The sequence below is a fragment of the Amycolatopsis sp. NPDC043885 genome, assembly GCF_056435685.1.
The window spans coordinates 93,239-116,003 of the sequence record NZ_JBWKEA010000015.1; the positions used below are offsets into that span (position 1 = coordinate 93,239).

Below are 22,765 nucleotides of genomic sequence, written 5' to 3' on the forward strand. Positions count from 1 at the left end.
GTCCGTGTTCGGGTGGTGGAGCACTTGGCACGGGGGTTGGGGGGGGGCGCTTGGGTTCCCACCCCCCCCCCCCCCCCACGACCGCCTACGAAAGGTGAGGTCCATGCTGCCTCTTCTCGCACCCGTGACGGTGCGCCCTCGCGCCGGCCGCGACCACGCCGACCGCATCGCGTTGTCGGCCGCGACGACCGACGGCGTCCACATGCCGACCAAGGACGTCCGCCTGTGGATCGACGAACGCCGTGAGGCCAACATCTTCCACGTCGAACGCATTCCGTTCGCCGAGCTCGACCAGTGGCGGTTCGAGGACGTGACCGGGAACCTCGTGCACAGCAGCGGACGGTTCTTCGCCATCGAGGGGCTGCACGTGGTCGAGGCCGACGGCCCCCACGGCGACGGCCCGTACCGCGAATGGCGGCAGCCGGTCATCAAACAGCCCGAGGTGGGGATTCTCGGCATCCTGGCCAAGGAGTTCGGCGGCGTCCTGCATTTCCTCATGCAGGCCAAGATGGAGCCGGGGAACCCGAACCTGGTGCAGCTCTCGCCGACCGTGCAGGCCACCCGCAGCAACTACACCAAGGCGCACGGCGGCACGAACGTCAAACTGATCGAGTACTTCGCCCCGCCCGACCCGGAACGGATCATCGTCGACGTCCTCCAGGCCGAGCAGGGCTCGTGGTTCTTCCGCAAGTCCAATCGCAACATGATCGTCGAGACCGTCGACGACGTGCCGATGTGGGACGATTTCTGCTGGCTCACCCTCGGCCAGATCGCGGAGCTGATGCACGAAGACGAGACGATCAACATGAACGCCAGGAGCGTCTTGTCCTGTCTGCCGTACCACGACGAGACTCCCGGCGCCCTGCTGTCCGACGTCCAGCTCCTGTCCTGGTTCACGAACGAGCGTTCGCGCCACGACGTGCGCGCGCGGCGCATCCCGCTCACGGACGTCTGCGGCTGGAAGCAGGGTGTCGAAGCGATCGAGCACGAGGACGGCCGGTACTTCAAGGTCCTCGCGGTCGCGGTGAAAGGCAGCAACCGCGAGAAGATCAGCTGGACCCAGCCGCTGCTGGAATCCGTCGGCACGGGTGTGGTCGCGTTCCTCGTCCGCGAGATCGACGGCGTGCCGCACGTGCTGGTCCACGCCCGCGCCGACGGCGGGTTCCTGGACACCGTCGAACTGGCGCCGACCGTCCAGTGCACGCCCCGGAACTACGCGCATCTGCCCGCGGAGGGCCGTCCGCCCTTCCTGGACTTCGTGCTGAACGCGCCGCGATGGCGGATCCGTTACGAGGCCATGCATTCCGAAGAGGGCGGCCGCTTCCTCAACGTCCGGGCCCGGTATCTCGCGATCGAGGCGGACGACACCGTCGAGGCCCCACCCGGCTACGCCTGGGTCACCCCCGGCCAGCTCACCGCGCTCACCCGGCACGGGCACTACGTCAACGTCGAAGCCCGCACCCTCCTCGCCTGTATCAACGCCGCGTCAGCACAGCCGCAACGAGAGGCATGAAATGAAGCAGATCACCGTCCTCGGGGCGTCGGGCTTCGTCGGCTCGGCCGTCACGCGCGCGCTGGCGCGGCAACCGATCCGGTTGCGAGCGGTGTCGCGCAGGCGGCTCACGCCGCCCGAAGGCCAGGCCGAGACGACCGTCGTCGCAGCCGATCTCACCGACCGCGCCGCGCTGGCCGAAGCGATCGCGGGTTCGGACGCGATCGTGTACCTGCTCCTCGCGGACGGCGGCTGGCGGGTCGCCGAGACCGAAGAGGCCGAACGCGTGAACCTGGGCGTGATGCGGGATCTCGTCGACGTGGTCGGCGGAAAGCCGCTCGTGGTCTACGGCGGTGCCGCGTCGCAGGTCGGTGTCCCGCCCCGCGAGCCGATCGACGGGAGCGAGACCGACGAGCCGGGGACCCCGTACGACCAGCAGAAGCTGGCGGCGGAACAGGTCCTCAAGAAGGCCACGGCCGACGGCCGCGTGCGCGGGATCAGCCTGCGGCTGCCCACGGTGTTCGGCGAGACGATGACCGAGGGGGCGAACCAGGACCGCGGTGTCGTGTCCGCCATGGCGCGGCGCGCGCTCGACGGGCAGGACCTCACCATCTGGGGCGACGGCACCGTGCGCCGCGACCTGGTCCACGTCGAGGACATCGCGGCCGCGTTCACCGCGGCACTGGCCGCCCCGGAGGCACTCGTCGGCGGCCACTGGCTGCTCGGCGCCGGCCGGGGAGACCAGCTGGCCGACGTCTTCCGGCTCGTGGCGAAGGAAATGGCCGAGCACACCGGGCGAGGTCCGGTGGACGTGCTCTGTGTCGAGCCTCCGTCGCACGCGCCGTCGACGGATCTTCGCAGCGTCACCATCGATTCCACGCCGTTCCGGGCGGTCACCGGCTGGCGTCCGGAGATCTCACTGCCCGAAGGAGTGCGTCGCACCGTCGCCGCGCTGACCACCCCAATTCACGGAAAGGCTCGCACATGACCACGCGCGTATGGGACTACCTCGCCGAATACGAGACCGAACGGGTCGACCTGCTGGACGCGGTCGAGACGGTCTTCAACTCGGGCCAGCTCGTGCTCGGCGCGAGCCTGCGCGGGTTCGAAGCGGAATTCGCCGCGTACCACGGCGTCGGGTACTGCGTCGGCCTCGACAACGGGACGAACGCGATCAAGCTCGGCCTCCAGGCACTGGGCGTCGGCCCCGGCGACGAGGTGATCACGGTGTCGAACACCGCCGCCCCGACCGTGGTCGCCATCGACGGCACGGGCGCGACCCCCGTCTTCGTCGATGTCCGCGAGGACGACTTCCTGATGGACACCGGCCAGGTCGAAGCCGCGATCACCGAACGCACCAAATGCCTGGTGCCCGTGCACCTGTACGGCCAGTGCGTGGACATGGCGCCGCTGAAGGCACTCGCCGAGAAGCACGGACTGTCCCTTTTGGAGGATTGCGCGCAGGCGCATGGCGCCCGGCAGAACGGCACGATCGCGGGCTCGACCGGCGACGCGGCCACGTTCTCCTTCTATCCCACCAAGGTGCTCGGCGCGTACGGCGACGGCGGCGCGACCCTCACCTCCGACGAGACCGTGGCCGCGAAGCTGCGCCGCCTGCGGTACTACGGCATGGAGGAGCGCTACTACACGGTCGAGACCCCTGCCCACAACAGCCGGTTGGACGAGGTCCAGGCCGAGATCCTGCGGCGCAAGCTCAAGCGGCTCGACGCCTACACGGCGGGCCGCCGGGCGGTCGCCCAGCGCTATGTGGACGCCCTCGGCGACACCGAGCTGAAGCTGCCGAAGACCGTCCCTGGCAACGAGCACGTGTACTACGTGTACGTCGTGCGGCACCCGCGGCGCGACGAGATCCTCGAACGCCTCAAGGCGTACGACATCCACCTGAACATCAGCTACCCGTGGCCGGTGCACACCATGACCGGGTTCGCCCACCTCGGTTACGAGAAGGGTTCGCTCCCGGTCACCGAGAAGCTGGCGGGCGAGATCTTCTCGCTGCCGATGTACCCCGCGCTCTTGCCCGACCTCCAGGACAAGATCATCCACGCGGTCCGCGAAGTGCTGTCCACCCTCTGACCACAGGAGCAAAACCGTGCAAGCACGCAAACTCGCCGTCGAAGGCGCGCTCGAGTTCACCCCGCGCGTCTTCCCCGACGACCGGGGCCTGTTCGTTTCGCCGTACCAGGAAGAGGCGTTCATCGAGGCCCACGGCGGCCCGCTCTTCCCGGTGGCGCAGACGAACCACAGCAGGTCGAAACGCGGTGTGGTGCGGGGTATCCACTACACCGTGACCCCGCCGGGCACCGCGAAGTACGTCTACTGCCCCCGCGGCAAGGCCTTGGACATCGTGGTCGACATCCGGGTCGGCTCGCCGACGTTCGGCAAATGGGACGCGGTCCTGATGGACCAGGAGAACTTCCGGACGATGTACTTCCCGGTCGGTGTCGGCCACGCCTTCGTGGCGCTCGAAGACGACACCGTGATGTCGTACATGATCTCCTCGCCCTACGTGGCGGAGAACGAACTCGCCCTCTCGCCCCTGGACCCCGCGCTCGGCCTGCCGATCGACACCGACGTCGTGCCGATCCTGTCCGAACGGGACACGGCGGCCCTCACGCTCGCCGAGGCGGAGGGGCAGGGAATGCTCCCCGACTACAACGCCAGCCTGGAAATCGAACGGCGGCTGTCCGTTCTTCCGCTCTCCGTCTGACTTTCTCTTCCATTCAGCGCCCAGCCGACGAGGGCCATCACGGACCCGACTCGGTGCCGCCGAAACGGCGGCGCCGACCGTGATGGCCCTCGAAGGCGCGGGCGCCCGACCGGGTAATCGATATCCAGGGCGGTCCGGGCGCACCGGTCCGCCGGGGGAAGGACGCCGAACTTGACGACCGATGGCCTTCAGCCGTCAATGGACACTCCGGACCGGAAAGAACCGTTCATCGCCTGGGCGCGACGCCACCAGCGCTGGTTGCTGGCCGCCGCGGTGATCGCCCTGCTCGGCCAGATGGCGTTCGCGATGATCACGACCGCCGTGGAACAGTCCCCGACCATCGACGAGCCGGTCTACGTCGGCACCGCGGTGGTCTACCTCGAAGAGCACAGCCTGCGGTACAACCCCGAGCATCCACCGATGGGCAAGCTCATCATCGCGACCGGGGTGGCCCTCACCGATCCGAAGGTCGCCCCCGGCTTCACCGGCCACGAGTGGGAACTCGGCAAGCACGTCGTCTACGAGGCGGGCAACGACCCGGAACGGCTGATGCTGTTCGCGCGGCTGCCGGTGATCCTGCTGACGTTGCTGTTCGGACTGGTCGTCTTCGCGTTCGCGTCCGATCTGGCCGGCCGCGCCGGCGGGCTGCTGGCGCTCACTCTGTTCACGTTCTCACCCGACGTCATCGCGCACGGATCGCTGGCGACGCTCGATGTGCCGGTGGCCGGTTTCCTGCTGACGTCGGTGTGGCTGGTGTGGCGCGCCCGGCGCCGCCCAGGCCGCTACCTCCCGCTCGCCGGGCTCGCCCTCGGCGCGGCCACGGCCACGAAAGTGCTTTCCCTGGTGGCGGTTCCGGTGCTGATCCCGCTGGCCGTGCTGTCCGTCTGGCACGCCCGCCGTGCCCGCGGACTCGACCTGAAGACCCCGGCGCTGCTGATCGGGCGCGGCCTGCTGGCGGCCGCCGGGATGGCGCTGATCGCGATCGCCGTCGTGTGGGCCTCCTACCTCGTCGTGGATCCGCGACTGCGCTGGGAGACGCCGGAGGGAATGCAACCGCTGCACGGAATGCGCACCCTCGTCGACTGGTTGCCGTTCCCGCAGCCGTTGCGGGACGGCATGCGGTTCCAGTTCGAACTCGAAGACCACGTGTGGCACAATTTCCTGTTCGGCAGGCACTACACGGGATCGCTCTGGTATTACGGGCCCGCCGCGTTGCTGGTGAAGACGCCGCTGGGCGCGCTGGCGATCTGGCTGGCGGGCGCCGCCGTGCTGCTGTCGGTCCGGCGGCTGCGCCCGGCCGCGCCGTACGTGCTCCTCCCGACGGCCCTGCTGATGGCCACGGCCATGGTCATCGTCCGCGACAACGGCGTGCGGTACCTGGCCTTCGCGCCGATGTTCCTGGCCGTCGCGGCGGCCGCGGTCGTCGTCGTCCGGAGACGGTGGGTGAAGGCGGCGGCGGTGCTCGTGGTGGCCTTCGCCGCGGTCAGTTCGCTGATGACGTTCCCGTACTACCTCCCGTACTCCAACGAGGCGTTCGGCGGCCCGGAGAACACCCATCGGTACCTGCTGGATTCGAACGTCGACTGGGGGCAGGACCTGGGCCGCCTGGCGGACCGCCTGAAGAAGGACTACGCGGGTGAGCGCACCTGGCTCGTCTACCAGGGGAGCGGATTGCCGTCCCACTACGGCATCGACTCCGCCGACCCGCTCACGGTCCCCGCGGACCAGGTGCACGGGGTGCTCGCCGTGTCGGATTCCGCGATCCTGGGCGCCTTCGACGACCCCATGGGCGGGGGCGGCACCGGTGGAGGCGGCCAGAGCGGCGGCGCCACCGGTGATCTGGCGGCGTTGATCGCCGGCAGCACGCCGGTCGAGAGGGTGGGCCACTCCATGACGATCTACCGGCGTCCGTGAGTGCTTGGCGTCGGCGGCGTAGTGAAGGCCTCCTTCCCTACCCTGAAGGTAGGCAAGGAGGCCTTCACGGACAGGTCGCCCGAAATACTGCGCGTCCGGTCTACTTGAGACAGTCGCCCGCCGCGTGTCCCGAAAGTGGCTTTCGCGACACGATTCCCCGGTCCCGAATCGTGAGCCGGTAACGGTTTCCGGCGCGAAAGGGGCTTGGACGCGTTGACCATCGAGTTCGGCGAAGCCTAATTTCGGAAATGTCCACTGAGATCCGCGAAAGGTGAGACCAATGCCCGCTGCGCAGGTCAAGCAGCTGCTTCGGAGCAAGCTCAGAACATGGGGGTGGATGTACCGATGACTGCCATCATCGAACCGGCCGAGGACCTTTCCGTCCTCACCGGACTCACCGAGATCACCCGGTTCGCCGGCGTGGGGACCGCGGTCTCCTCGGCGTCCTACTCGCAAGCCGAACTTCTCGAGATCCTCGGCATCGAAGACCCCAAGATCCGCTCGGTCTTCCTGAACAGCGCCATCGAGCGGCGTTTCCTCACCCTGCCGCCGGAGGAGCCCGGCGGCGCACGCGCGGCCGAGCCGCAGGGCGATCTGCTCGACAAGCACAAGAAGATCGCCGTCGACATGGGTTGCCGCGCGCTCGAAGCCTGCCTGAAGTCGGCGGGAGCGACGCTTTCGGACCTGCGTCACCTCTGCTGTGTCACCTCGACCGGTTTCCTGACCCCCGGCCTCAGCGCGCTGATCATCCGCGAGCTGGGCATCGACCCGCACTGCAGCCGGTCGGACATCGTGGGCATGGGCTGCAACGCCGGTCTCAACGCGCTCAACGTGGTCGCGGGCTGGTCCGCGGCGCACCCTGGCGAACTCGGCGTCGTCCTGTGCAGCGAAGCGTGCTCCGCCGCCTACGCCCTGGACGGCACGATGCGGACCGCGGTGGTCAACAGTCTCTTCGGCGACGGATCCGCGGCGCTCGCGCTCGTTTCCGGCGACGGGCGCGTGCCGGGTCCGCGCGTCCTGAAATTCGCCAGCTACATCATCACCGACGCGGTCGACGCGATGCGCTACGACTGGGACCGTGACCAGGACCGGTTCAGTTTCTTCCTCGACCCGCAGATTCCCTACGTGGTCGGGGCGCACGCCGAAATCGTCATCGACCGGCTCCTATCCGGGACGGGTCTGCGCCGCAGCGACATCGGCCACTGGCTGGTGCATTCCGGTGGGAAGAAGGTGATCGACGCGGTCGTCGTCAACCTCGGCCTGAGCCGGTACGACGTCCGCCACACCACCGGTGTGCTCCGCGACTACGGGAACCTCTCCAGCGGCTCCTTCCTCTTCTCCTACGAGCGGCTCGCCGACGAAGACGTCGCCCGCCCGGGGGACTACGGCGTGCTCATGACCATGGGGCCTGGCTCCACAATCGAAATGGCGCTTATTCAATGGTGACGCGTAACGAAAACAAGGGCGACCTGGTGCTGCGTTTCGACGGCTCCCGTCCGCTGTCCGCCGCGGCCGTCGAGGAGATCGCCGCGCTCTGCGACCGTGCCGAGGACCAGCGTGAACCGGGACCGGTGACCGTCCACGTCACGGGCGCCCCGCCCGCTGATTGGGCGAAGGGACTCGAGGTCGGCTTGGTGTCCAAATGGGAGCGGGCGGTGCGCCGCTTCGAACGCCTCGGCAGGCTCACGGCCGTGGTGGCGTCGGGCGAATGCGCCGGTATGGCACTGGATCTCCTGCTCGCCGCCGACGTCCGGATCGCCGAGCCGGGCACCACGTTGCGGCTCGCCTGGGCGGGTGGCGGCACCTGGCCGGGGATGACCGTGTACCGGCTCACCAAGCAGGCGGGCGCGGCGGGCATCCGGCGGGCCGTGCTGCTCGGCACCCCGATCGGGACGGACCGGGCACTCGCCCTCAACCTGATCGACGAGGTGTCCGGCGAACCAGCCGCGACACTGTCCTCTTTGGAGGGTAGCCCGGACGGCGCCGAGGCGGCGATCCGGCGCCAGCTGATCTTCGAAGCGGGCTCGACCACCTTCGAGGAGGCACTCGGTTCCCACCTGGCCGCGGCGGATCGCGCCCTGCGGCGGGAAGCCAAGTCGTGACGACGGACAGCGCGCCAGGGCTCGATCTCCGGGCCCTGGCGGGGGAGGCCCATCGGGTCGACGACGAGATCCGGGCGGCGCGCACGGCCTTCGTCGCGGCGCACGCCGAAGAGATCTACGCCGAACTCACCGACGGCCGGACGCGGTACCTGCGCATCGACGAACTCGTCCGGGCCGCCGCGCTCGCCTTCCCCGGTCTGGTGCCCTCGGAGCAGCAGATGGCGGCCGAGCGTTCGCGTCCGCAGGCGGAGAAGGAAGGACGCGAGATCGACCAGGGCATCTTCCTGCGCGGGATCCTGCGCGCGCCGGAGGCAGGCCCGCATCTGCTCGACGCCATGCTCCGGCCCACCGCCAGGGCGCAGCGGCTGCTCCCGGAATTCCTGGAGACCGGTGTCGTGGAGATGGAGGCCGTCCGGCTGGAACGCCGTGACGGCGTCGCGCACCTGACCCTGTGCCGCGACGACTGCCTGAACGCCGAGGACGCCCAGCAGGTCGACGACATGGAGACGGCGGTCGATCTGACGCTGCTCGATCCGTCCGTCCGGGTAGGACTGTTGCGAGGCGGGGTGATGAGCCATCCCCGGTACCTGGGGCGCCGGGTGTTCTGCGCGGGGATCAACCTCAAGAAGCTCAGCGCCGGCGAGATCCCGCTCGTCGATTTCCTCCTGCGGCGGGAAACGGGCTACATCCAGAAGATCTTCCGCGGTCTGCTGACGGACGGTTCCTGGCACTCCAGGTCCACCGGCAAGCCCTGGATGGCGGCCGTCGATTCCTTCGCCATCGGCGGCGGGACCCAGCTGCTGCTGGTCTTCGACCACGTGCTGGCGGCGTCCGACGCGTACCTCAGCCTTCCGGCGGCGAAGGAGGGGATCATCCCCGGGGTGTCCAACTTCCGGCTTTCCCGCATCGCCGGGCCTCGCGTGGCCCGGCAGGTGATCCTCAGCGGCCGCAAGCTCCGGGCGGACGAGCCGGACGCCCGGTCGATCGTCGACGAGGTCGTCGCGCCAGAGGAAATGGACGCGGCGATCGACGGCGCGCTGGCCCGGCTCGACGGGGAAGCCGTGGCCGCCAACCGGCGCATGCTGAACCTTGCCGAGGAACCACCTGAGGAATTTCGCCGGTACATCGCGGAATTCGCGCTGCAGCAGGCTTTGCGCATCTACGGCGCGGACGTGATCGGCAAGGTGGGCGGATTCGCGGTGGGCTCGCGATGAGCGAAAGCCCGGTGCGGTACGAAAAGAAGGACCACGTCGCGTACGTGACGCTGAACCGGCCCGAAGTGCTGAACGCGATGGACCGGCGGATGCACGCGGAACTCGCCGGCATCTGGGACGACGTCGAAGCCGACGAAGACGTCCGGGTGGTGGTCCTGACCGGTGCGGGAGATCGCGCGTTCTCGGTCGGGCAGGACCTCAAGGAACGCGCGCGGCTGACCGAGGAAGGCGTCGAGGCTTCGACGTTCGGCAGCAGCGGTCAGCCCGGGCATCCCCGGCTGACCGACCGGTTCACCCTGTCCAAACCGGTGGTCGGCCGGGTGCACGGCTACGCACTGGGCGGTGGCTTCGAACTGGCGCTCGCGTGCGACATCGTCATCGCCTCCGACGAGGCGGTCTTCGCGTTGCCGGAGGTCCGGCTCGGCCTGATCGCCGGGGCGGGTGGCGTGTTCCGGTTGCCGCGGCAGCTGCCGCTGAAGGTGGCGATGGGCTATCTGCTGACCGGGCGCAGAATGGACGCGGCTATGGCCCTTCACCATGGGCTGGTCAACGAAGTCGTGCCGTTCGCCGAATTGGACCGATGTGTCGCCGAATGGACCGAAAGCCTGGTGCGTGCCGCCCCGCTTTCGGTCCGCGCGATCAAAGAGGCCGCGCTGCGCTCGCTCGACCTCCCGCTCGAAGAAGCGTTCAAAACCTCGTATCACTGGGAAGAACGGCGACGGACCAGTGTGGACGCGAGCGAAGGAGCCCGTGCCTTCGCCGAGAAACGGGATCCGATCTGGACCGGTCGCTGAATTCGGGTTGGACCATTGTTCCGCGTGGCGAATGGTGGAAGATTCCGGGATGGAAGATTTCTCGCGCGAATAATGCCGGGCTTGCTTCTTCGTTCACCCGAGACCGCCGTCCGGGCCGGAAATCCCGGCTTTCCTCCGCCCGGTGCCGGCAGAAACCCTGGACATCTGTGATGACAACCCTCGCCACGGTCGAACTCGACAACCAGCGCATCGACCGGATGGTCCCGCTGGTCACGCCCGCCCTGCTGCACCACGAGCTGCCGCTCGGCGCCAACGCGGCCGACACGGTGCGGCAGGGCAGGGAAAACGTCCTGCGCGTCCTCGACGGCACGGACGACCGGCTGCTCGTGATCGCCGGGCCCTGCTCCATCCACGATCCCGCGGCGGCACTCGAATACGCCGACCGACTCGCCGCCCTCGCCGGCCGGTTCGCCGACGATCTCCTGGTCGTCATGCGCGTGTACTTCGAAAAGCCCCGTACGGTCGGCGGCTGGAAAGGGCTCATCAACGACCCGCACCTCGACGGCACCGGCGATGTCAACCGCGGTCTGCGCATCGCCAGGGATCTGCTCCTCGAACTCGCCGAGGGCGGTCTGCCCGCCGCGTGCGAATGGCTGGACACCACCATCCCGGCGTACCTCGCCGACACCGTCTCGTGGGGCGCGATCGGCGCCCGCACGGTGGAAAGCCAGAACCACCGCATGCTGGCCAGCGGGCTGTCCATGCCGGTCGGCTTCAAGAACCGCCGCGACGGCGATGTCACCGTCGCCGTCGACGCCATCCGTGCCGCCGAAGCGCGCCACGTCGTCCCCGGCGTCGACCCCAGTGGCCTGCCCGCGATCCTGCACACGGTCGGCAATCCGGACTGTCATCTCGTGCTGCGCGGCGGAAACAGCGCGCCCAACCACAACCCGGCGTCCGTCCGCGCGGCACTCACCACCCTGCAGAACGCGGGACTGCCCCGGCGCGTGGTGATCGACGCCAGTCACGACAACAGCCGCAAGGACCATCTGCGGCAGGCCATCGTCGCCGACCAGATCGCCGAACAGATCAAGAACGGTCAGCGCGGCATCGTGGGCGTCATGCTCGAATCCAACCTCAAGGCGGGCCGACAGGACCTCCACCCCGACCGGCCGCTCACCTACGGTCAGTCCATCACGGACGCCTGCATCGACATCGCCGCCACCCAGGAGGTGCTCCAGACCCTCGCGGCGGCGACCGCCGCCCGCCGGTCCGGAGTGCGTGCTTGAACCCCGAACTCACGTGCTCGAACCCCGAACTCGCGTGCTTGAACGCCGATCACGGAGTTCCGCCCCTGAGCACGCGAGATCCGGCTCTGAGCACGCGAGTTCCGCCCCTGAGCACGCGAGATCGCTACCCGATCGACTCGGCGCAGCTCATCGCCGGGTTCGGCGCGGCGTCGCCCCGGGTGCGCTCGAGATGCGTCTCTCCCCAGACCCTGACCTCCTCGACCACCGGCAGGACCGTGGCCCCGTAAGGGGTGAGCCGGTAGATGACGCGCGCCGGGACGGGCCCGGTCACCACGCGTTCGACCAGCCCGTCGGCCTCGAGTTCGCGCAACTGCTCGGCCAGCACCTTGGGCGTGATGGGGGCGCCCCGGCGGCGGAGGCCGGCGAAATGGGACTCGCCGTGGGCCAGCCAGTACACCAGGGTCAGCTTCCATTTCCCGCCGATCGCGGCGAACGCCGCGGCCATCGGGCAGCCGGGCAGCGGGTTGGGACGCGGAAGGTTACCCGCAGGTGCCTTCTTGTCCATGGTCGTCCTCCGCTCGGATAGTCGGACCATGACCGTGCCATACAAACGAATCCTCACAGTGGGCCTTTCGGCCCTGATGCTGATCGCCACGGCCGCGTCGGGCTCCGCTTCGACTTCGCCCGATGGGCAACGCGCGTTCGACTGGGAGATCGGCACCTGGCGCTCCACGGTGCGGGTGCTCGCCGAGCCGCTTTCGGAGTCCGCCGACCAATGGCTCCTCTTCGCGGGCACCAGCACCGTCCGCCCGCTCATGGACCGGCGGGCGAACGTCCTCGAATTCGAGGTCTCGGGCCCGAACGGGCGCATCGACGCGCTCAACCTGCGGTTGTACGAACCGCAGGTTGGGCGGTGGAGCCTGACCTTCGTCAACATGCGCGACGGTCTGCTCACCCCCTCGGTCCACGGCGGGTTCCGCGACGGTGTCGGCGAGTTCCACGGCGACGACCAGCTCGGCGGCCGTCCGATCAAGGTGCGCTTCCTCGTCTTCCGGCAAGGCCCGGACGAGGCGCGTTTCGAGCAGGCGTTCTCGGCCGACGGCGGGACGACCTGGGAGACGAACTGGGTCGCCGTGGATCACCGGATACGCCGGTGAGGCGCCAGTGCGGCGGGTCGTGACTTCTAACGTCCGTGTCTTGGGGGTTTCGCGTGTCGTCCGTCGGATCACGCGTGTCGTCCCATCGGGAACGACCACCTTGTACCCACGCGCGGTCGGTGTGACTGCTGGTGCTTCTGGTGCGGCCGTGGCGACCGGGGAGTCCGTGAAGGCCTCCTTCACTACCTTCAGGGTAGGCAAGGAGGCCTTCACGGACCGGCCTTGCGCCCACCCCACGACCTCGAAAGCCCACCCGCGCTAGCTCCCGACGGAGCCGCCGCCGACACCGTCGAGCAGCGCCAATTCCTCCTCGCTCAACCGGATGCCGCCCGCCGCGACGTTCTCCTCCAGATGCCTGGGGTCACCGGTCCCGGGGATGGCGAGAACGTGCGCGCCGCGGTGCAGCGTCCAGGCGAGCCGGATCTGCGCCGGGGTCGCGTCGTGTGCCGCGGCGACTTTCGCGACCTCGGCCTGCCCCGGAACGGCGTCGGGCGTGGCGGCGCCGGGAAGCGAAGTGGTGACGGCGAAGAAGGGCACGAACGCGATACCGTGCTCGCCGCACAGGTCGAGGAGTGCGTCGTCCTCCCGGTCTGCCAGGCCGTAGCGGTTCTGCACGCAGACCACCGGAGCGATCGACAGGGCCTCCGTCAGCTGGTCCGCCACGACGTTGGAGACACCCAGATGGCGGATCAAGCCGGCCTCGCGCAGCTCCGCCAGCGCGCCGAAGTGTTCGGCCACCGAGCCGGGCTCCTTGCCCATCGCGGCGCCCCAGCGCAGATTGACGACGTCGAGGTGGTCGAGACCGAGCTGCCGGATGTTCTCTTCGACTTGACCGCGGAGCTGATCCGGGCGTGCGAAGGAGAATTCGCCGTCGCGGGAGCGGCCCGCGCCGACCTTCGTGGTGATCACGAGGTTCTCGGGATAGGGCTGGAGCGCCGTGCTGATCAACTCGTTCGCCGAGCGCGTGGGCGTGAAGTAGAACGAAGCGGTGTCGATGTGGTCGACGCCGAGTTCGATCGCACGGCGCAGGACGGTGATCGCGGACTCACGGCTCTTGGGCTTTTCGTCCCACGGCATCCCGGTCAACCGCATCGCGCCGAGGCCGAGCCGGTTGACGGTCAGGTCGCCGAGCCGCCAGGTACCGGCGGCGTTGTCGTGAAGGTTCGTCATGACCACCAGCGTCGCGACAGGTCCGTCCGTAGTCAGAAAATGGCAACAAGCTGCCACCCGGTCGCGGGTGGGGCAGTATCGATGCCATGCGGACGAGCGACGGGCTCACCAGGGCGGGCGATGCGGTCACCGTCGTGCGCGGCGAAGAGGAGCTGTTCCGCCGGATCGGGCACCTGTTCTCGACCGTGACCGACCTGGCGTGCGCCGCCAACGACCTCGCGACCTGGGTGGCCGAGCGCAGATCGGACGAACTCACCGCAGCCGCCGAGCGCCGGGCCGGCGAGATCCGGGTGCGCAAGATCTACCGGGCCGGACTGCTGCTCGACCCGGGAACCGCGCAGGAGCTCGCCAGGATCCGCGACCGGTTCGGAGCCCAGATCCGGATTTCGACCGAGGACGTCAACGAGACGATCGTGATGGACGGCAGGCTCGTCATCCTGGCAGGCGACCGCGTCGCCGGGCAGCGCGGCTACAGCGTCATCACCCAGCCCGAAACCGTGCAGGGCGTGATTTCGCTGTTCGAGGCGACCTGGCGAGCGGCGACCGACCTCGCCGCCTTCGACGCGCAGGTGTCCGAGATCCGGCAGCTCGCGCCCGCGGTGCTGGACCTGCTCGGCAGCGGCGTCAAGGACGAAGCCGCCGCCCGGAGCCTCGGCCTCGGTGTGCGGACCTACCGGCGACGGGTGGCCGAGCTGATGGCGGCGCTGGGTGCCGAGTCCCGTTTCCAGGCGGGCGTCCGGGCCCGCGAACTGGGTTTGGTCTAGCCCCACCCGGCCGGGTGAGAACCGGCTACGGAAAGTAGCTCAGGCCGTCCGGTATCCCGCTGTCCACAGGCGCCGGGAGGGTAAGATCTTGCCGCCGAGGATGCCGGTGAAATCTTCCGGGAACCAACGCGCGGCCGGGTGCGTCGGTGTACACGAACGGCGTCATCGCGTTTCGGGAAACGGTGCGCACGCGTGGGTGTGAACTCATAGGGTGCGCGGTAGAGCAGTGTGGGTCAGGCAAGCACGCGCGCAGGCGCCGGACTGGAGGGATCATTCATGACTCGCCGATTCGATCCAGAGCAGATCGCCGCGTTGGCCAAGAAGGTCGGCGGGCTCAAGGACGGCTACAGCGGCGCGGGCAAGGACCTGGGCGACGGCGATCCCGGTGGCGCGTTCGGCGACCTGAAGAACGCGGCCAGCACGGGGACCACGATGAAGGGTTTCCACCGCGGCGTGAACGCCGAACTGGCGGCCGCCGCGAAGCTCGTCGACGCCGCGTCGAACGCGTTGGCCAACGCCGCCCAGCGCATGCGGAACGACGAAGCCGCGGGTGTCGACACCCTCCGCGGCGGCGCCCGCGAGCGGGACTGATCGGACTGAAGACGGGAACCAGGGGGATTTACCGATGACCACCGCGGAGCGGAATCCGAGCACGCTCGACGACCCGTCGCACGACCGTCCGAAATCGTTGGACGCCATCGACAAACACGCCCAGCAGGCGCAGAAGCTCAATTCGAGCGCGGTCAACGACCAGGCGAGGAAGGTCGGCGGCGCGGCAACGAGGGCGAACGATCTCGGCGACGACCTCAAGGTCTTCCGCGACGACGTCCTGCGTAACTGGGAAGGCAAGGACGCCGACGCCGTCGCCGAACACCTCGAAAAGCTCGGCAAGGCCAGCTACAAGGTGAGCGACAAGGCCGAGGCCGCCAAGAACATCCTCCAGCGGGTGTCCGAGATTCTCGACGAGGTCAAGAAGAAGGTCGCACAGCTCGCCCAGGAAGCCAACGACAAGGACGCGGACAACCGCAAGCTGATCGACGCGGCCCGCCGCCGGAAGAACAGCTCGAAGGACGACAACGAGATCGCCGCCGCCGCGACGGACATCGAGCGGCTCCGGCAGCTCAACGAAAAAGACTCGAACGGCAAGAAGGACGAGATCGAGAAAGCGCTGGACGACGCCGAGAAGCAGATCGACGATCTCCTCAAGCCACTCGGCCTGGAGATCGAAGGCGGTTTCATCGAGCTCATCCCCGCCGACGACGGCCAGACCACGGCGTCGAGTGTCAACGCGAAGCCCGTCAACTCCAACCTGAGCAGCACACCCAGCTACGGAGGGGGAGACGGCGGCGGTGGTGGCGGAGGCGGCGGCGGTGGCGGCGGCCCCGCCGGGGTGCCGGGCGACGGCAGGCCCGCCAAGCCGATCGACGCGCGGGGCGACAACCCGGCGAAGATCGCCGAGCAGTTCCTCGGCCGCAACGCCGGCGACCTCAAGGGCAGCGGCGAGCTGCCGGCCATGCAGTCGTGGGTGCCCAACAACGTCAACTGCGCGAACTTCGTTTCCGGCTGTCTCGAGGCGGCGGGCCTGATCGACAAGGGGCAGGCCAGTGCCTCGGTCGCGGGCCTGACGGCCAACCTCGAAGCGGACGGCTGGCGTTCGGTGCCGCTTTCCGAAGCGAAACCCGGCGACGTGGTGATCTCGAACAACGGCGGGCACGTCGTGCTGTACGCGGGCGATGGCCAGTTCATCGGCTCGAACAACGTCAACCCCGACGGTTCGCAGAAGATCAGCATGGGCGGCGGTGGCGGCCTCGTGAAGATCCTCACCCCGCCGACCTGATCCGACAGAACGCCGTAGCATCACCGGGCCAGCTGATGCGGTCGCTCGCGTCGCTGCCCGCCAGTGGGAGGTAGCTTGATGTACACCCCGTCCGCACGACCCGTCCCGGTGTCGCTGAACCCCGGCGACCCGGTCCGGGAAGCGGTGCTCCAGGCCGCCACCGCCCGGCTCGACCAGGAATTCGGCGACCGGGTCCAGGTGGCCGTGGAACAGCTCGACCGGCTCGGTCCCTGGGTGTTCCTGCAGGGGACGATGCGCGGCACCGAACCCGGTCGTTCTTACTACGCCGGCACCATCTACGAGAACAAGCGGGCCGACGGCGTCATGTCCGACGTCTACGTCGCGCTGCTCAAGAAGAAGAGCGAAACGAACGTCGACGACGACGCGCGGTCTTGGCGGGTGGCCAACTGTGCCATCGGCCCGACCGACGTCGCCTGGCTGACCTGGCCGGACGAGCACGAAGTGCCGCAGGAGCTCTTCGGCTTCTGAGCTGATCGCTCAGGAGGCCCATTCCGGCAGCGCACGGGCGATCTCGCCGGGGGAGGGCATCCGGGCGATCTCCTCGGCGATCGCCCTGGCCGCGTCGCGATGGGCGTTCCGGCCCAGCAGGCTCCCGGTGTGTTCGGCGACGGCTTCCTCGTTCGGTTCTCCGGGGTGAAGACTCAGCGCGGCACCCGCCGCGCACAGGGCTTCGGCGTTGGCGAACTGGTCGGCTCCTTGCGGGAGGATCAGCTGCGGGACGCCGACCGAGAGCGCGCCGAGAGTCGTGCCGCTACCGCCGTGGTGCACGACCACGTCGACGTGCGGCAGCAGGTCGGCTTGCGGGATCCAGGCCCGCACCGTCACGTCGTCCGGTACGGCGCCGAGTTCCTCCGGGCGGACCCGTCCCGAGGCGACCACCACGTGCGCGCCGAGCGGAGCCAGCCCCCGGAGCACGGTGGTGAGCACTTCCGGCGTGCCGAAGGCGGTGCCGAGCGTCAGATAGATCAGCGGACGAGCGGACTTTTCGACGCGCCACGGGGGCACCGCCGGTTCGGAGTAGGGCACGGGTCGCAGTGCGACGCGTTCGGCCGTCGCGAGGAAGTTCTTGTCCTGCAACGACTGCGGGCAGATGTCGAGATGTGGGCGGTCGGGCCGCGTCGGCGGCTCGAGCCCGATTCCGTCCGGGAACATGCGGCCGAACCCGTGCCAGAGGCCGGGGATCCCGGCGCGCTCCGCGGCGACGGCCACCCCGGGCTGTCCCCATTCGTGCACGACGAGGTCGGGCCGGAGTCGTGCCAGTTCCGGTTCGAGATCCTCGGCGTAGATCTCGTAGAACGCGTCCGCCGGGCGAAAAGGCCTGAGACCGTTCCTCAGCAGCGGCGGGTGGACGTTCTCTCCGGCGGCGAAATGCACCTCGTGCCCGGCCTCCCTGGCGGCGATCGCGAGCGGGATCAGCGGATAGGTGTGGCCGACCGACGCAAGGCTGGCGAAGAGGACTCGCATACGCACCGGTTTCATTCAGATGTTCATCCCAGATGTTCAGGACATCTGAATGTTAGCGCGGATGTTTGACGCGCGCAGCGACAGGCTGCGGATCCGCCAGTAACACGATCATGTCCAGTGCCCGTTCGAGATCCCCGTGCGCGCGCACCGGGTCCGGGTGGGCCACGTACTGCAGGATCAGGCCGTCGACCGAGGCGAGCGCGAGCCGTCCCAGCGTGTCGAAGCCGACGGCGCAGCGTTCCCCGGCGGCGATGGCGGCCTGTTCGCAGAGCCTGGTCACTAGCGAGATGTAGGCGTCGTACTGGGATCGGGCGAGGTCCGGTGCCTCGCTCCGCAACGAGTAGTTGGAGAGCTCGTACTGCATGATCTGCAATCCGGCGTCACCCTCGACGAGTTTGTCCCAGAACGTCGTGATGCCCGTCCGGAGCGCGTGCTCGAAGCCCCGGTCCGGTTCGAGGCCGCTGCGCAGCGCGTCGGAGATGTCGTCGACGACCGTGCCGATGACCGCGCGCAACAGCTGGTCCTTGCTCGGGAAGACGTAGTGCAGGGTGCCCAGTGAGATCCCCGCTTCGGTGGCCACCGCGCGGAGAGTGGTCCCGGGTACGCCGACGGTGCTGAGCACCCGTATCGCCGCGGCGACGATCTGCCCCTCGCGTTCCGCTGCCTTCACGTAGGCCATCCGGCTTCTCCTTCGTCGGTCGTGTCCGAGTTTCGCATATCGGCTCTTGTGCCGCGTGGAGGCCTGTCCTACTTTAAGTCGGACAACCGACCGACAATTTGGGGAGTCTGCCGTGCACACTGTCGATGTCGTGGTGATCGGAGCGGGCCTCGCGGGGTTGACCGCCGCTCGCGCGCTGACCGGCGCGGGACGCACGGTCGCCGTGCTGGAGGCGAGGGATCGGGTGGCGGGCCGCAACCTCGGTCATGAGCTGGTCAACGGGGTCGCGGTCGAGCTGGGCGGTCAGTGGATCGGCCGGACGCAGACCGAGGTCCTGAAACTCGTCGCCGAACTCGGCCTCGAGACGTTCCCGACTTACGACGACGGGGCGGCGGTGACGGTCTACAACGGCAGGCGCACCACCTACGCGGACGAAGCGTTCGGGCTGTCGGATCAGGCGGCGCTCGAAGTCGGCCGGATGAAGTTCGAACTCGAGGCTTTGGCCGAGACGGTGTCGCTCTCCTCGCCGTGGACGTCACTCGAAGCCGCGGAACTGGACCGCAAAACCCTGGACGAATGGCTTCGCGCCGCCACGGACGACGTCGAGGCCCTCGCGTTCTGGGGAGCCGTCGTCCCCGCGGTGTTCTCCGCGGAACCGGCGGAGATGTCGTTGTTGCACTTCCTGTTCTACGTCAAGTCCGCGGGCTCGCTGGACATCCTCGTCGGAACCACCGGCGGTGCGCAGGAATTGCGCGTCGTGGGCGGAACCCACCTGATCTCCGAGCGGCTCGCCGATCGGCTGGGCGACGTCGTCACGCTCGGCGCACCGGTTCGCGGTATCGCCCACCACGCGGACGGGGTCGAGGCGCGCCACGACGGCGGGCGGATCGCCGCCCAGCGGGTGATCGTGGCGATCCCGCCCACGCTGGCGGGACGGCTGCACTACGAGCCGGCGCTCCCGGCGGCGCGCGACGGGCTGACCCAGCAGATCCCGATGGGCAGCGTGATCAAGGTGCAGGTGGCCTATCCGGCGCCGTTCTGGCGCGACGCCGGGCTCAACGGGTTCGCGTTCAACCTGGACGACCCGCTGTGCGTCACCCTGGACAACTCGCCGCCGGACGGCTCTTGCGGCGTCCTCGTCGGCTTCTTCGAGGGCGCCCACGCCCGCGAGGTCGCCCGCCTGTCACCCCGGGAACGCCGCGAGGCGGCGGTGGCCACGCTGGTGAAGCAATTCGGGCCGGAAGCGGCGGAACCGATCGATTACGTCGAACAGAACTGGATGGAGGAGGAGTACACCCGCGGCTGTTACGGCGGCCGCCTCGGCGCGGGCGGGTGGACCCAGTACGGCGCCGCGCTGGCCGAACCGGTCGGGCGGATCCATTGGGCGGGCGCGGAGACCTCCGACATCTGGAACGGCTACATGGACGGAGCCGTCCGTTCCGGGCATCGCGCCGCAGCCGAAGTGCTCGCGCGTTTGGAGCGGTGAACGCAGAAAACCGGCGGCCGGGGGATTCCCGGCCGCCGGTTTTCGTCTTCCGGTATCAGGGGCGGTAGATCTCCTTGACCGTGGTGGTCTGGTCTTCACCGTTCACGGTGATCTGCGCGAGTACCGGGTTGCCTTCGCGCACCTGCTGGATCAGCTGCTCCTTGCCGCACGGCTGGTTGCCGTAGCTCTCGTCGTCGATGGTGACCGATTCGCCAGGGCACAGGGTGGCCGCGGCGCCCGAGGGCCTGGTCTCCAGCTGCAGGGAGCTGTTCGGCACGCCGCAGACCACCTCGGTCCCGGATTCCGTCAGACGGGCGCAGGTCCACTTGCCCCGCACGTCGAGCACCCGCTCGCCGGGGCCTTCCGCCTGCGGCAGCTTCTCGTAGTACTCGGTGATCACGTTGTACGCCTCGGTGCAGCCCGGCGTGGTGCCGTCGGTCGCGGCCACCGCGATCAGATCCATCTTCGGCCGCCCCGGCGCGCCGACCTGGCCACCGTGCTTGCTGCAGTCGACGTCGCCGCCCGACGACTCGGCGCCGGAACCACCGGCGGCCGCCCCCTGGCCACCGCCCGCCTGCGCCTGTTCGACGGCCGCGTTCTTCACCGGAGAACCATTTCCCGCGACATTGTTCCCGCCGCACGCGGAAAGGAGTGCGGTAGCGGCGACCGCCCCGCCCGCAATGGCCGTTTTGACGGTCTTCTTCGCGGTGAATTTCATTTCAGCGCCCCTCTCGCATTCCTTGGTGAAGCTTTGTCCGGAAGACGCCGGAAGTGGAATGGGGTTGCTTCGAAAAGCCGGTACGGCACAGAGTTGCCCGAAGATTCGAACCGTCGTGTCCTCGGGGGCACGACCTCGGTTCGCCGCGCAACCTCCCCGGCGTGGAACGCGAAACGCCGGGGAGGCCGCGAAGCCGGTTACGGGATGACGCGGTTGCGCAGGTTGTTCGGGTACGGGCCTTCGCCGTGGATGTTCAGCTCGTTGCCCACCTCGAAGCTGTAATACGGGTGCGAGCTGAAATAGCTGTCCAGATTGGTGCCGCCGAAGCAGATCAGATCCGCGCCACCGGCCGCCCTCGGCCCGTTGCACAGGCTGAGCGTCGGGTACCGGAACGAATCCACCGGCCGGAAACCGGCGCCGCCGGGGCCGGGAACGGGCAGGTGCCCGATCAGCCCGCCGGGGTCACCCGGCCAGTTCGACTCGACGGGCTGCCGCCGCCCGTCCGCGAACAGCACACCCTGGATGTTCCGTCCGGGCGGTTCGGTCTCCAGCACCGTGCCCGCGACGAGCGCGCCGAGACTGAACCCGACGATGTAGACCTTCGTTTCGAGGTCGCAGCCATAAGTGACGTAGAGGTTGTACAGCGCCGTGCGGAGATTGGCGACACCCGCGTCGACGTCGGCGTACAGATTCACGTCCCCGGCGCCGTTCGGATACGGAATGCGCACCGGGTCGGCGCCGCCGGGCGCGAACGCCCGGTCCAGGAGTTTCTGTGCCCCGCCGTCCTGATATCCCGGCACGACGAACATGACGGGTCCGCACGGGCCATCGGGCCGCGCGGGCGCCGCCTGTGCCGCCCCCGATCCGGCGATGGCTCCGGCCAGGGTGACGACGGACAGGACGGCGGTCGCGAGCAGACGTGCTCCGGCTCTTCTCATCGGTTTCTCCCCACTGTCGTATTTCCTCGACGAACGCTAATGAGCGCCGATGAAATACCGATGAAATGCGGGGAATCACGGGCGCCGTAACCACTTTCGAGTGAAGTTGTCGTTATGGGCTCAAGTTCGCCGCCGCTGATCGTGAGGTAGTTTTCCCCGGCGTGACGGGCCCAGGGGGCAGCGGCTTCGGCGCCCGAGCCCCGCGCGACCGGCGCCGTGGTGTCGTTCCGGATCTCCGGCGTGGACACCGAGAGCGCGAAGAGATTTCACGCGGAGACGTTGCCAGGCCTCGGCTATGCCGACACCCACGACGCGAACCTCGCCATCGTCCGCTACGAGGGCAACGGGCTGACGAGCCACCCGCCGGACTCAGGCCCTGGTGTTGACACTGACTGGCCGGGAACCGGTCCGCGGGATGCCGCCCTGGAGGGTGGACGAGATGCCGACGCGGGTGGAGCAGTTGATGACTTGGTAGTGCAGGTGATGGTCGGTGGCCGCCCCGGTGCGGCCGGACCAGCCGATGACCCGGCCCTGCGGGACCCAGGTGCCCGCGTTGTGGATGGCCCGGTTCAGGTGCGCGTAGTGCGTGCAAGTGCCGTTGGAGTGCCGGATGATCACCTTGATGCCGTTCTGCCGATACGGCGACCAGTCCGAGACGAGGATCTGGCCGCCCTGTGCGGCGGAAACCTCGTAGTTGGCCGGAAGACCGAAATCCCAGGCGTATTCGTTGTAGGCGCCGACGTGGGAGAACGTTCCCTCGGGCCCTTGGGTGACCGTGTACGCCTCATCCGCCGGGTACGGCAGTTCGTATTGAGAGGTAAGGCAAATGTGGCGTGACCGAGCCTCTGCGGTGAAGGACCCCTTCGCTAGCTCAAGGCAGAGGCGGCCTTCGCGGCCGTGGTTCTGGACTGGCCGACGGGAGCCGACTGTGCCCTGAGTGTCCACAAAGGACACTTTCCCTGACTCGATGTCTGATTGATGCCCATATGGGCGATTTCGCGAGGGGGTCGTGGGGGGGGGTTTTGGGGGGGAACCCAAAAACCCCCCCCCCACCCCCCCCCCCAACCTTAGCACTCCCCAAATCGGGGCGAGGTGGA

23 protein-coding genes are annotated in these 22,765 nt (G+C 68.7%); 16 read left to right on the forward strand and 7 right to left on the reverse strand.

Going from position 1 to position 22,765, the window contains the following annotated elements; all coding sequences use genetic code 11:
- Window positions 1-103 precede the first annotated feature (103 nt).
- The 10 genes from AC069I_RS32630 (at window position 104) to AC069I_RS32675 (ending at window position 11,494) form a co-directional block, all read left to right on the forward strand.
- Window positions 104-1,513 (forward strand): NDP-hexose 2,3-dehydratase family protein, encoded by a 1,410-nt coding sequence (locus tag AC069I_RS32630; RefSeq protein ID WP_478230714.1) that lies wholly within the window; start codon window positions 104-106, stop codon window positions 1,511-1,513.
- Window position 1,514: 1 nt separating this feature from the next.
- Window positions 1,515-2,480, forward strand: a complete 966-nt coding sequence (locus tag AC069I_RS32635) for an NAD-dependent epimerase/dehydratase family protein (RefSeq protein WP_478230715.1) — start codon at window positions 1,515-1,517, stop codon at window positions 2,478-2,480.
- On the forward strand, window positions 2,477-3,586 hold the full coding sequence (locus tag AC069I_RS32640) for a DegT/DnrJ/EryC1/StrS family aminotransferase (protein WP_478230716.1): 1,110 nt from the start codon (window positions 2,477-2,479) through the stop codon (window positions 3,584-3,586). Before AC069I_RS32635 ends, AC069I_RS32640 begins: the two co-directional genes overlap by 4 nt.
- Window positions 3,587-3,602: 16 nt before the next feature.
- The gene (locus tag AC069I_RS32645; protein WP_340684967.1) at window positions 3,603-4,220 is read left to right on the forward strand and encodes a dTDP-4-dehydrorhamnose 3,5-epimerase family protein; all 618 of its coding nucleotides are present in this window, start codon (window positions 3,603-3,605) and stop codon (window positions 4,218-4,220) included.
- Window positions 4,221-4,391: 171 nt separating this feature from the next.
- On the forward strand, window positions 4,392-6,134 hold the full coding sequence (locus tag AC069I_RS32650; protein ID WP_478267130.1) for an ArnT family glycosyltransferase: 1,743 nt from the start codon (window positions 4,392-4,394) through the stop codon (window positions 6,132-6,134).
- Between the two features lie 345 nt (window positions 6,135-6,479).
- Window positions 6,480-7,580 carry a 3,5-dihydroxyphenylacetyl-CoA synthase DpgA gene (dpgA, locus tag AC069I_RS32655; RefSeq protein WP_478230718.1) on the forward strand — a complete coding sequence of 367 codons (1,101 nt, stop codon included), beginning with the start codon at window positions 6,480-6,482 and terminating at the stop codon, window positions 7,578-7,580.
- Window positions 7,574-8,236 carry an enoyl-CoA-hydratase DpgB gene (dpgB, locus tag AC069I_RS32660; RefSeq protein WP_478230719.1) on the forward strand — a complete coding sequence of 221 codons (663 nt, stop codon included), beginning with the start codon at window positions 7,574-7,576 and terminating at the stop codon, window positions 8,234-8,236. Before dpgA ends, dpgB begins: the two co-directional genes overlap by 7 nt.
- A complete protein-coding gene (dpgC, locus tag AC069I_RS32665; protein WP_478267131.1) occupies window positions 8,233-9,450 on the forward strand; it encodes a (3,5-dihydroxyphenyl)acetyl-CoA 1,2-dioxygenase DpgC in 1,218 nt (405 codons plus the stop codon). The genes dpgB and dpgC overlap by 4 nt, the downstream gene beginning before the upstream one ends.
- Window positions 9,447-10,244 carry an enoyl-CoA-hydratase DpgD gene (gene dpgD / locus AC069I_RS32670; RefSeq protein WP_478230721.1) on the forward strand — a complete coding sequence of 266 codons (798 nt, stop codon included), beginning with the start codon at window positions 9,447-9,449 and terminating at the stop codon, window positions 10,242-10,244. Before dpgC ends, dpgD begins: the two co-directional genes overlap by 4 nt.
- A gap of 170 nt (window positions 10,245-10,414) precedes the next feature.
- A complete protein-coding gene (locus AC069I_RS32675) occupies window positions 10,415-11,494 on the forward strand; it encodes a 3-deoxy-7-phosphoheptulonate synthase (protein ID WP_478230722.1) in 1,080 nt (359 codons plus the stop codon).
- 124 nt (window positions 11,495-11,618) lie between these two features.
- Here the strand turns inward: AC069I_RS32675 and AC069I_RS32680 are convergent, their stop codons facing one another.
- Window positions 11,619-12,020: a winged helix-turn-helix transcriptional regulator gene (locus AC069I_RS32680; RefSeq protein WP_340684974.1), complete on the reverse strand. Its 402-nt coding sequence runs from the start codon at window positions 12,018-12,020 to the stop codon at window positions 11,619-11,621.
- A gap of 28 nt (window positions 12,021-12,048) precedes the next feature.
- Here AC069I_RS32680 and AC069I_RS32685 point away from each other — a divergent pair, with 28 nt between their 5' ends.
- On the forward strand, window positions 12,049-12,612 hold the full coding sequence (locus AC069I_RS32685) for a hypothetical protein (protein WP_478230723.1): 564 nt from the start codon (window positions 12,049-12,051) through the stop codon (window positions 12,610-12,612).
- A 258-nt stretch (window positions 12,613-12,870) separates the two neighbouring features.
- Here the strand turns inward: AC069I_RS32685 and AC069I_RS32690 are convergent, their stop codons facing one another.
- A complete protein-coding gene (locus AC069I_RS32690) occupies window positions 12,871-13,782 on the reverse strand; it encodes an oxidoreductase (RefSeq protein ID WP_478267132.1) in 912 nt (303 codons plus the stop codon).
- An 86-nt stretch (window positions 13,783-13,868) separates the two neighbouring features.
- Here AC069I_RS32690 and AC069I_RS32695 point away from each other — a divergent pair, with 86 nt between their 5' ends.
- From AC069I_RS32695 to AC069I_RS32710, 4 genes are all read left to right on the forward strand, one after another.
- The gene (locus AC069I_RS32695) at window positions 13,869-14,546 is read left to right on the forward strand and encodes a DNA-binding response regulator (protein WP_478230725.1); all 678 of its coding nucleotides are present in this window, start codon (window positions 13,869-13,871) and stop codon (window positions 14,544-14,546) included.
- A 276-nt stretch (window positions 14,547-14,822) separates the two neighbouring features.
- Window positions 14,823-15,137, forward strand: coding sequence for a hypothetical protein (locus tag AC069I_RS32700; protein WP_034313468.1), 315 nt, complete (start codon window positions 14,823-14,825; stop codon window positions 15,135-15,137).
- A 34-nt stretch (window positions 15,138-15,171) separates the two neighbouring features.
- Entirely contained in the window at window positions 15,172-16,383 is a 1,212-nt protein-coding gene (locus AC069I_RS32705; protein ID WP_478230726.1) for a WXG100 family type VII secretion target, read from the forward strand.
- A gap of 78 nt (window positions 16,384-16,461) precedes the next feature.
- Window positions 16,462-16,872, forward strand: a complete 411-nt coding sequence (locus AC069I_RS32710) for a hypothetical protein (RefSeq protein ID WP_478230727.1) — start codon at window positions 16,462-16,464, stop codon at window positions 16,870-16,872.
- 9 nt (window positions 16,873-16,881) lie between these two features.
- On the opposite strand, the gene AC069I_RS32715 is transcribed toward AC069I_RS32710, so the two are convergent.
- On the reverse strand, window positions 16,882-17,868 hold the full coding sequence (locus AC069I_RS32715; protein WP_478230733.1) for a glycosyltransferase: 987 nt from the start codon (window positions 17,866-17,868) through the stop codon (window positions 16,882-16,884).
- 52 nt (window positions 17,869-17,920) lie between these two features.
- A complete protein-coding gene (locus tag AC069I_RS32720) occupies window positions 17,921-18,547 on the reverse strand; it encodes a TetR/AcrR family transcriptional regulator (RefSeq protein ID WP_478230728.1) in 627 nt (208 codons plus the stop codon).
- Between the two features lie 112 nt (window positions 18,548-18,659).
- On the opposite strand from AC069I_RS32720, the gene AC069I_RS32725 reads away from it, so the two are divergent.
- A complete protein-coding gene (locus AC069I_RS32725; RefSeq protein WP_478267133.1) occupies window positions 18,660-20,012 on the forward strand; it encodes a flavin monoamine oxidase family protein in 1,353 nt (450 codons plus the stop codon).
- A 55-nt stretch (window positions 20,013-20,067) separates the two neighbouring features.
- On the opposite strand, the gene AC069I_RS32730 is transcribed toward AC069I_RS32725, so the two are convergent.
- From AC069I_RS32730 to AC069I_RS32740, 3 genes are all read right to left on the reverse strand, one after another.
- Entirely contained in the window at window positions 20,068-20,730 is a 663-nt protein-coding gene (locus AC069I_RS32730; protein WP_478267134.1) for a hypothetical protein, read from the reverse strand.
- A gap of 197 nt (window positions 20,731-20,927) precedes the next feature.
- Entirely contained in the window at window positions 20,928-21,668 is a 741-nt protein-coding gene (locus AC069I_RS32735; protein ID WP_478230731.1) for a hypothetical protein, read from the reverse strand.
- A 369-nt stretch (window positions 21,669-22,037) separates the two neighbouring features.
- Complete coding sequence (locus AC069I_RS32740; protein ID WP_478267135.1) at window positions 22,038-22,613, reverse strand: M23 family metallopeptidase; 576 nt, start codon at window positions 22,611-22,613, stop codon at window positions 22,038-22,040.
- Between the last annotated feature and the right edge of the window lie 152 nt (window positions 22,614-22,765).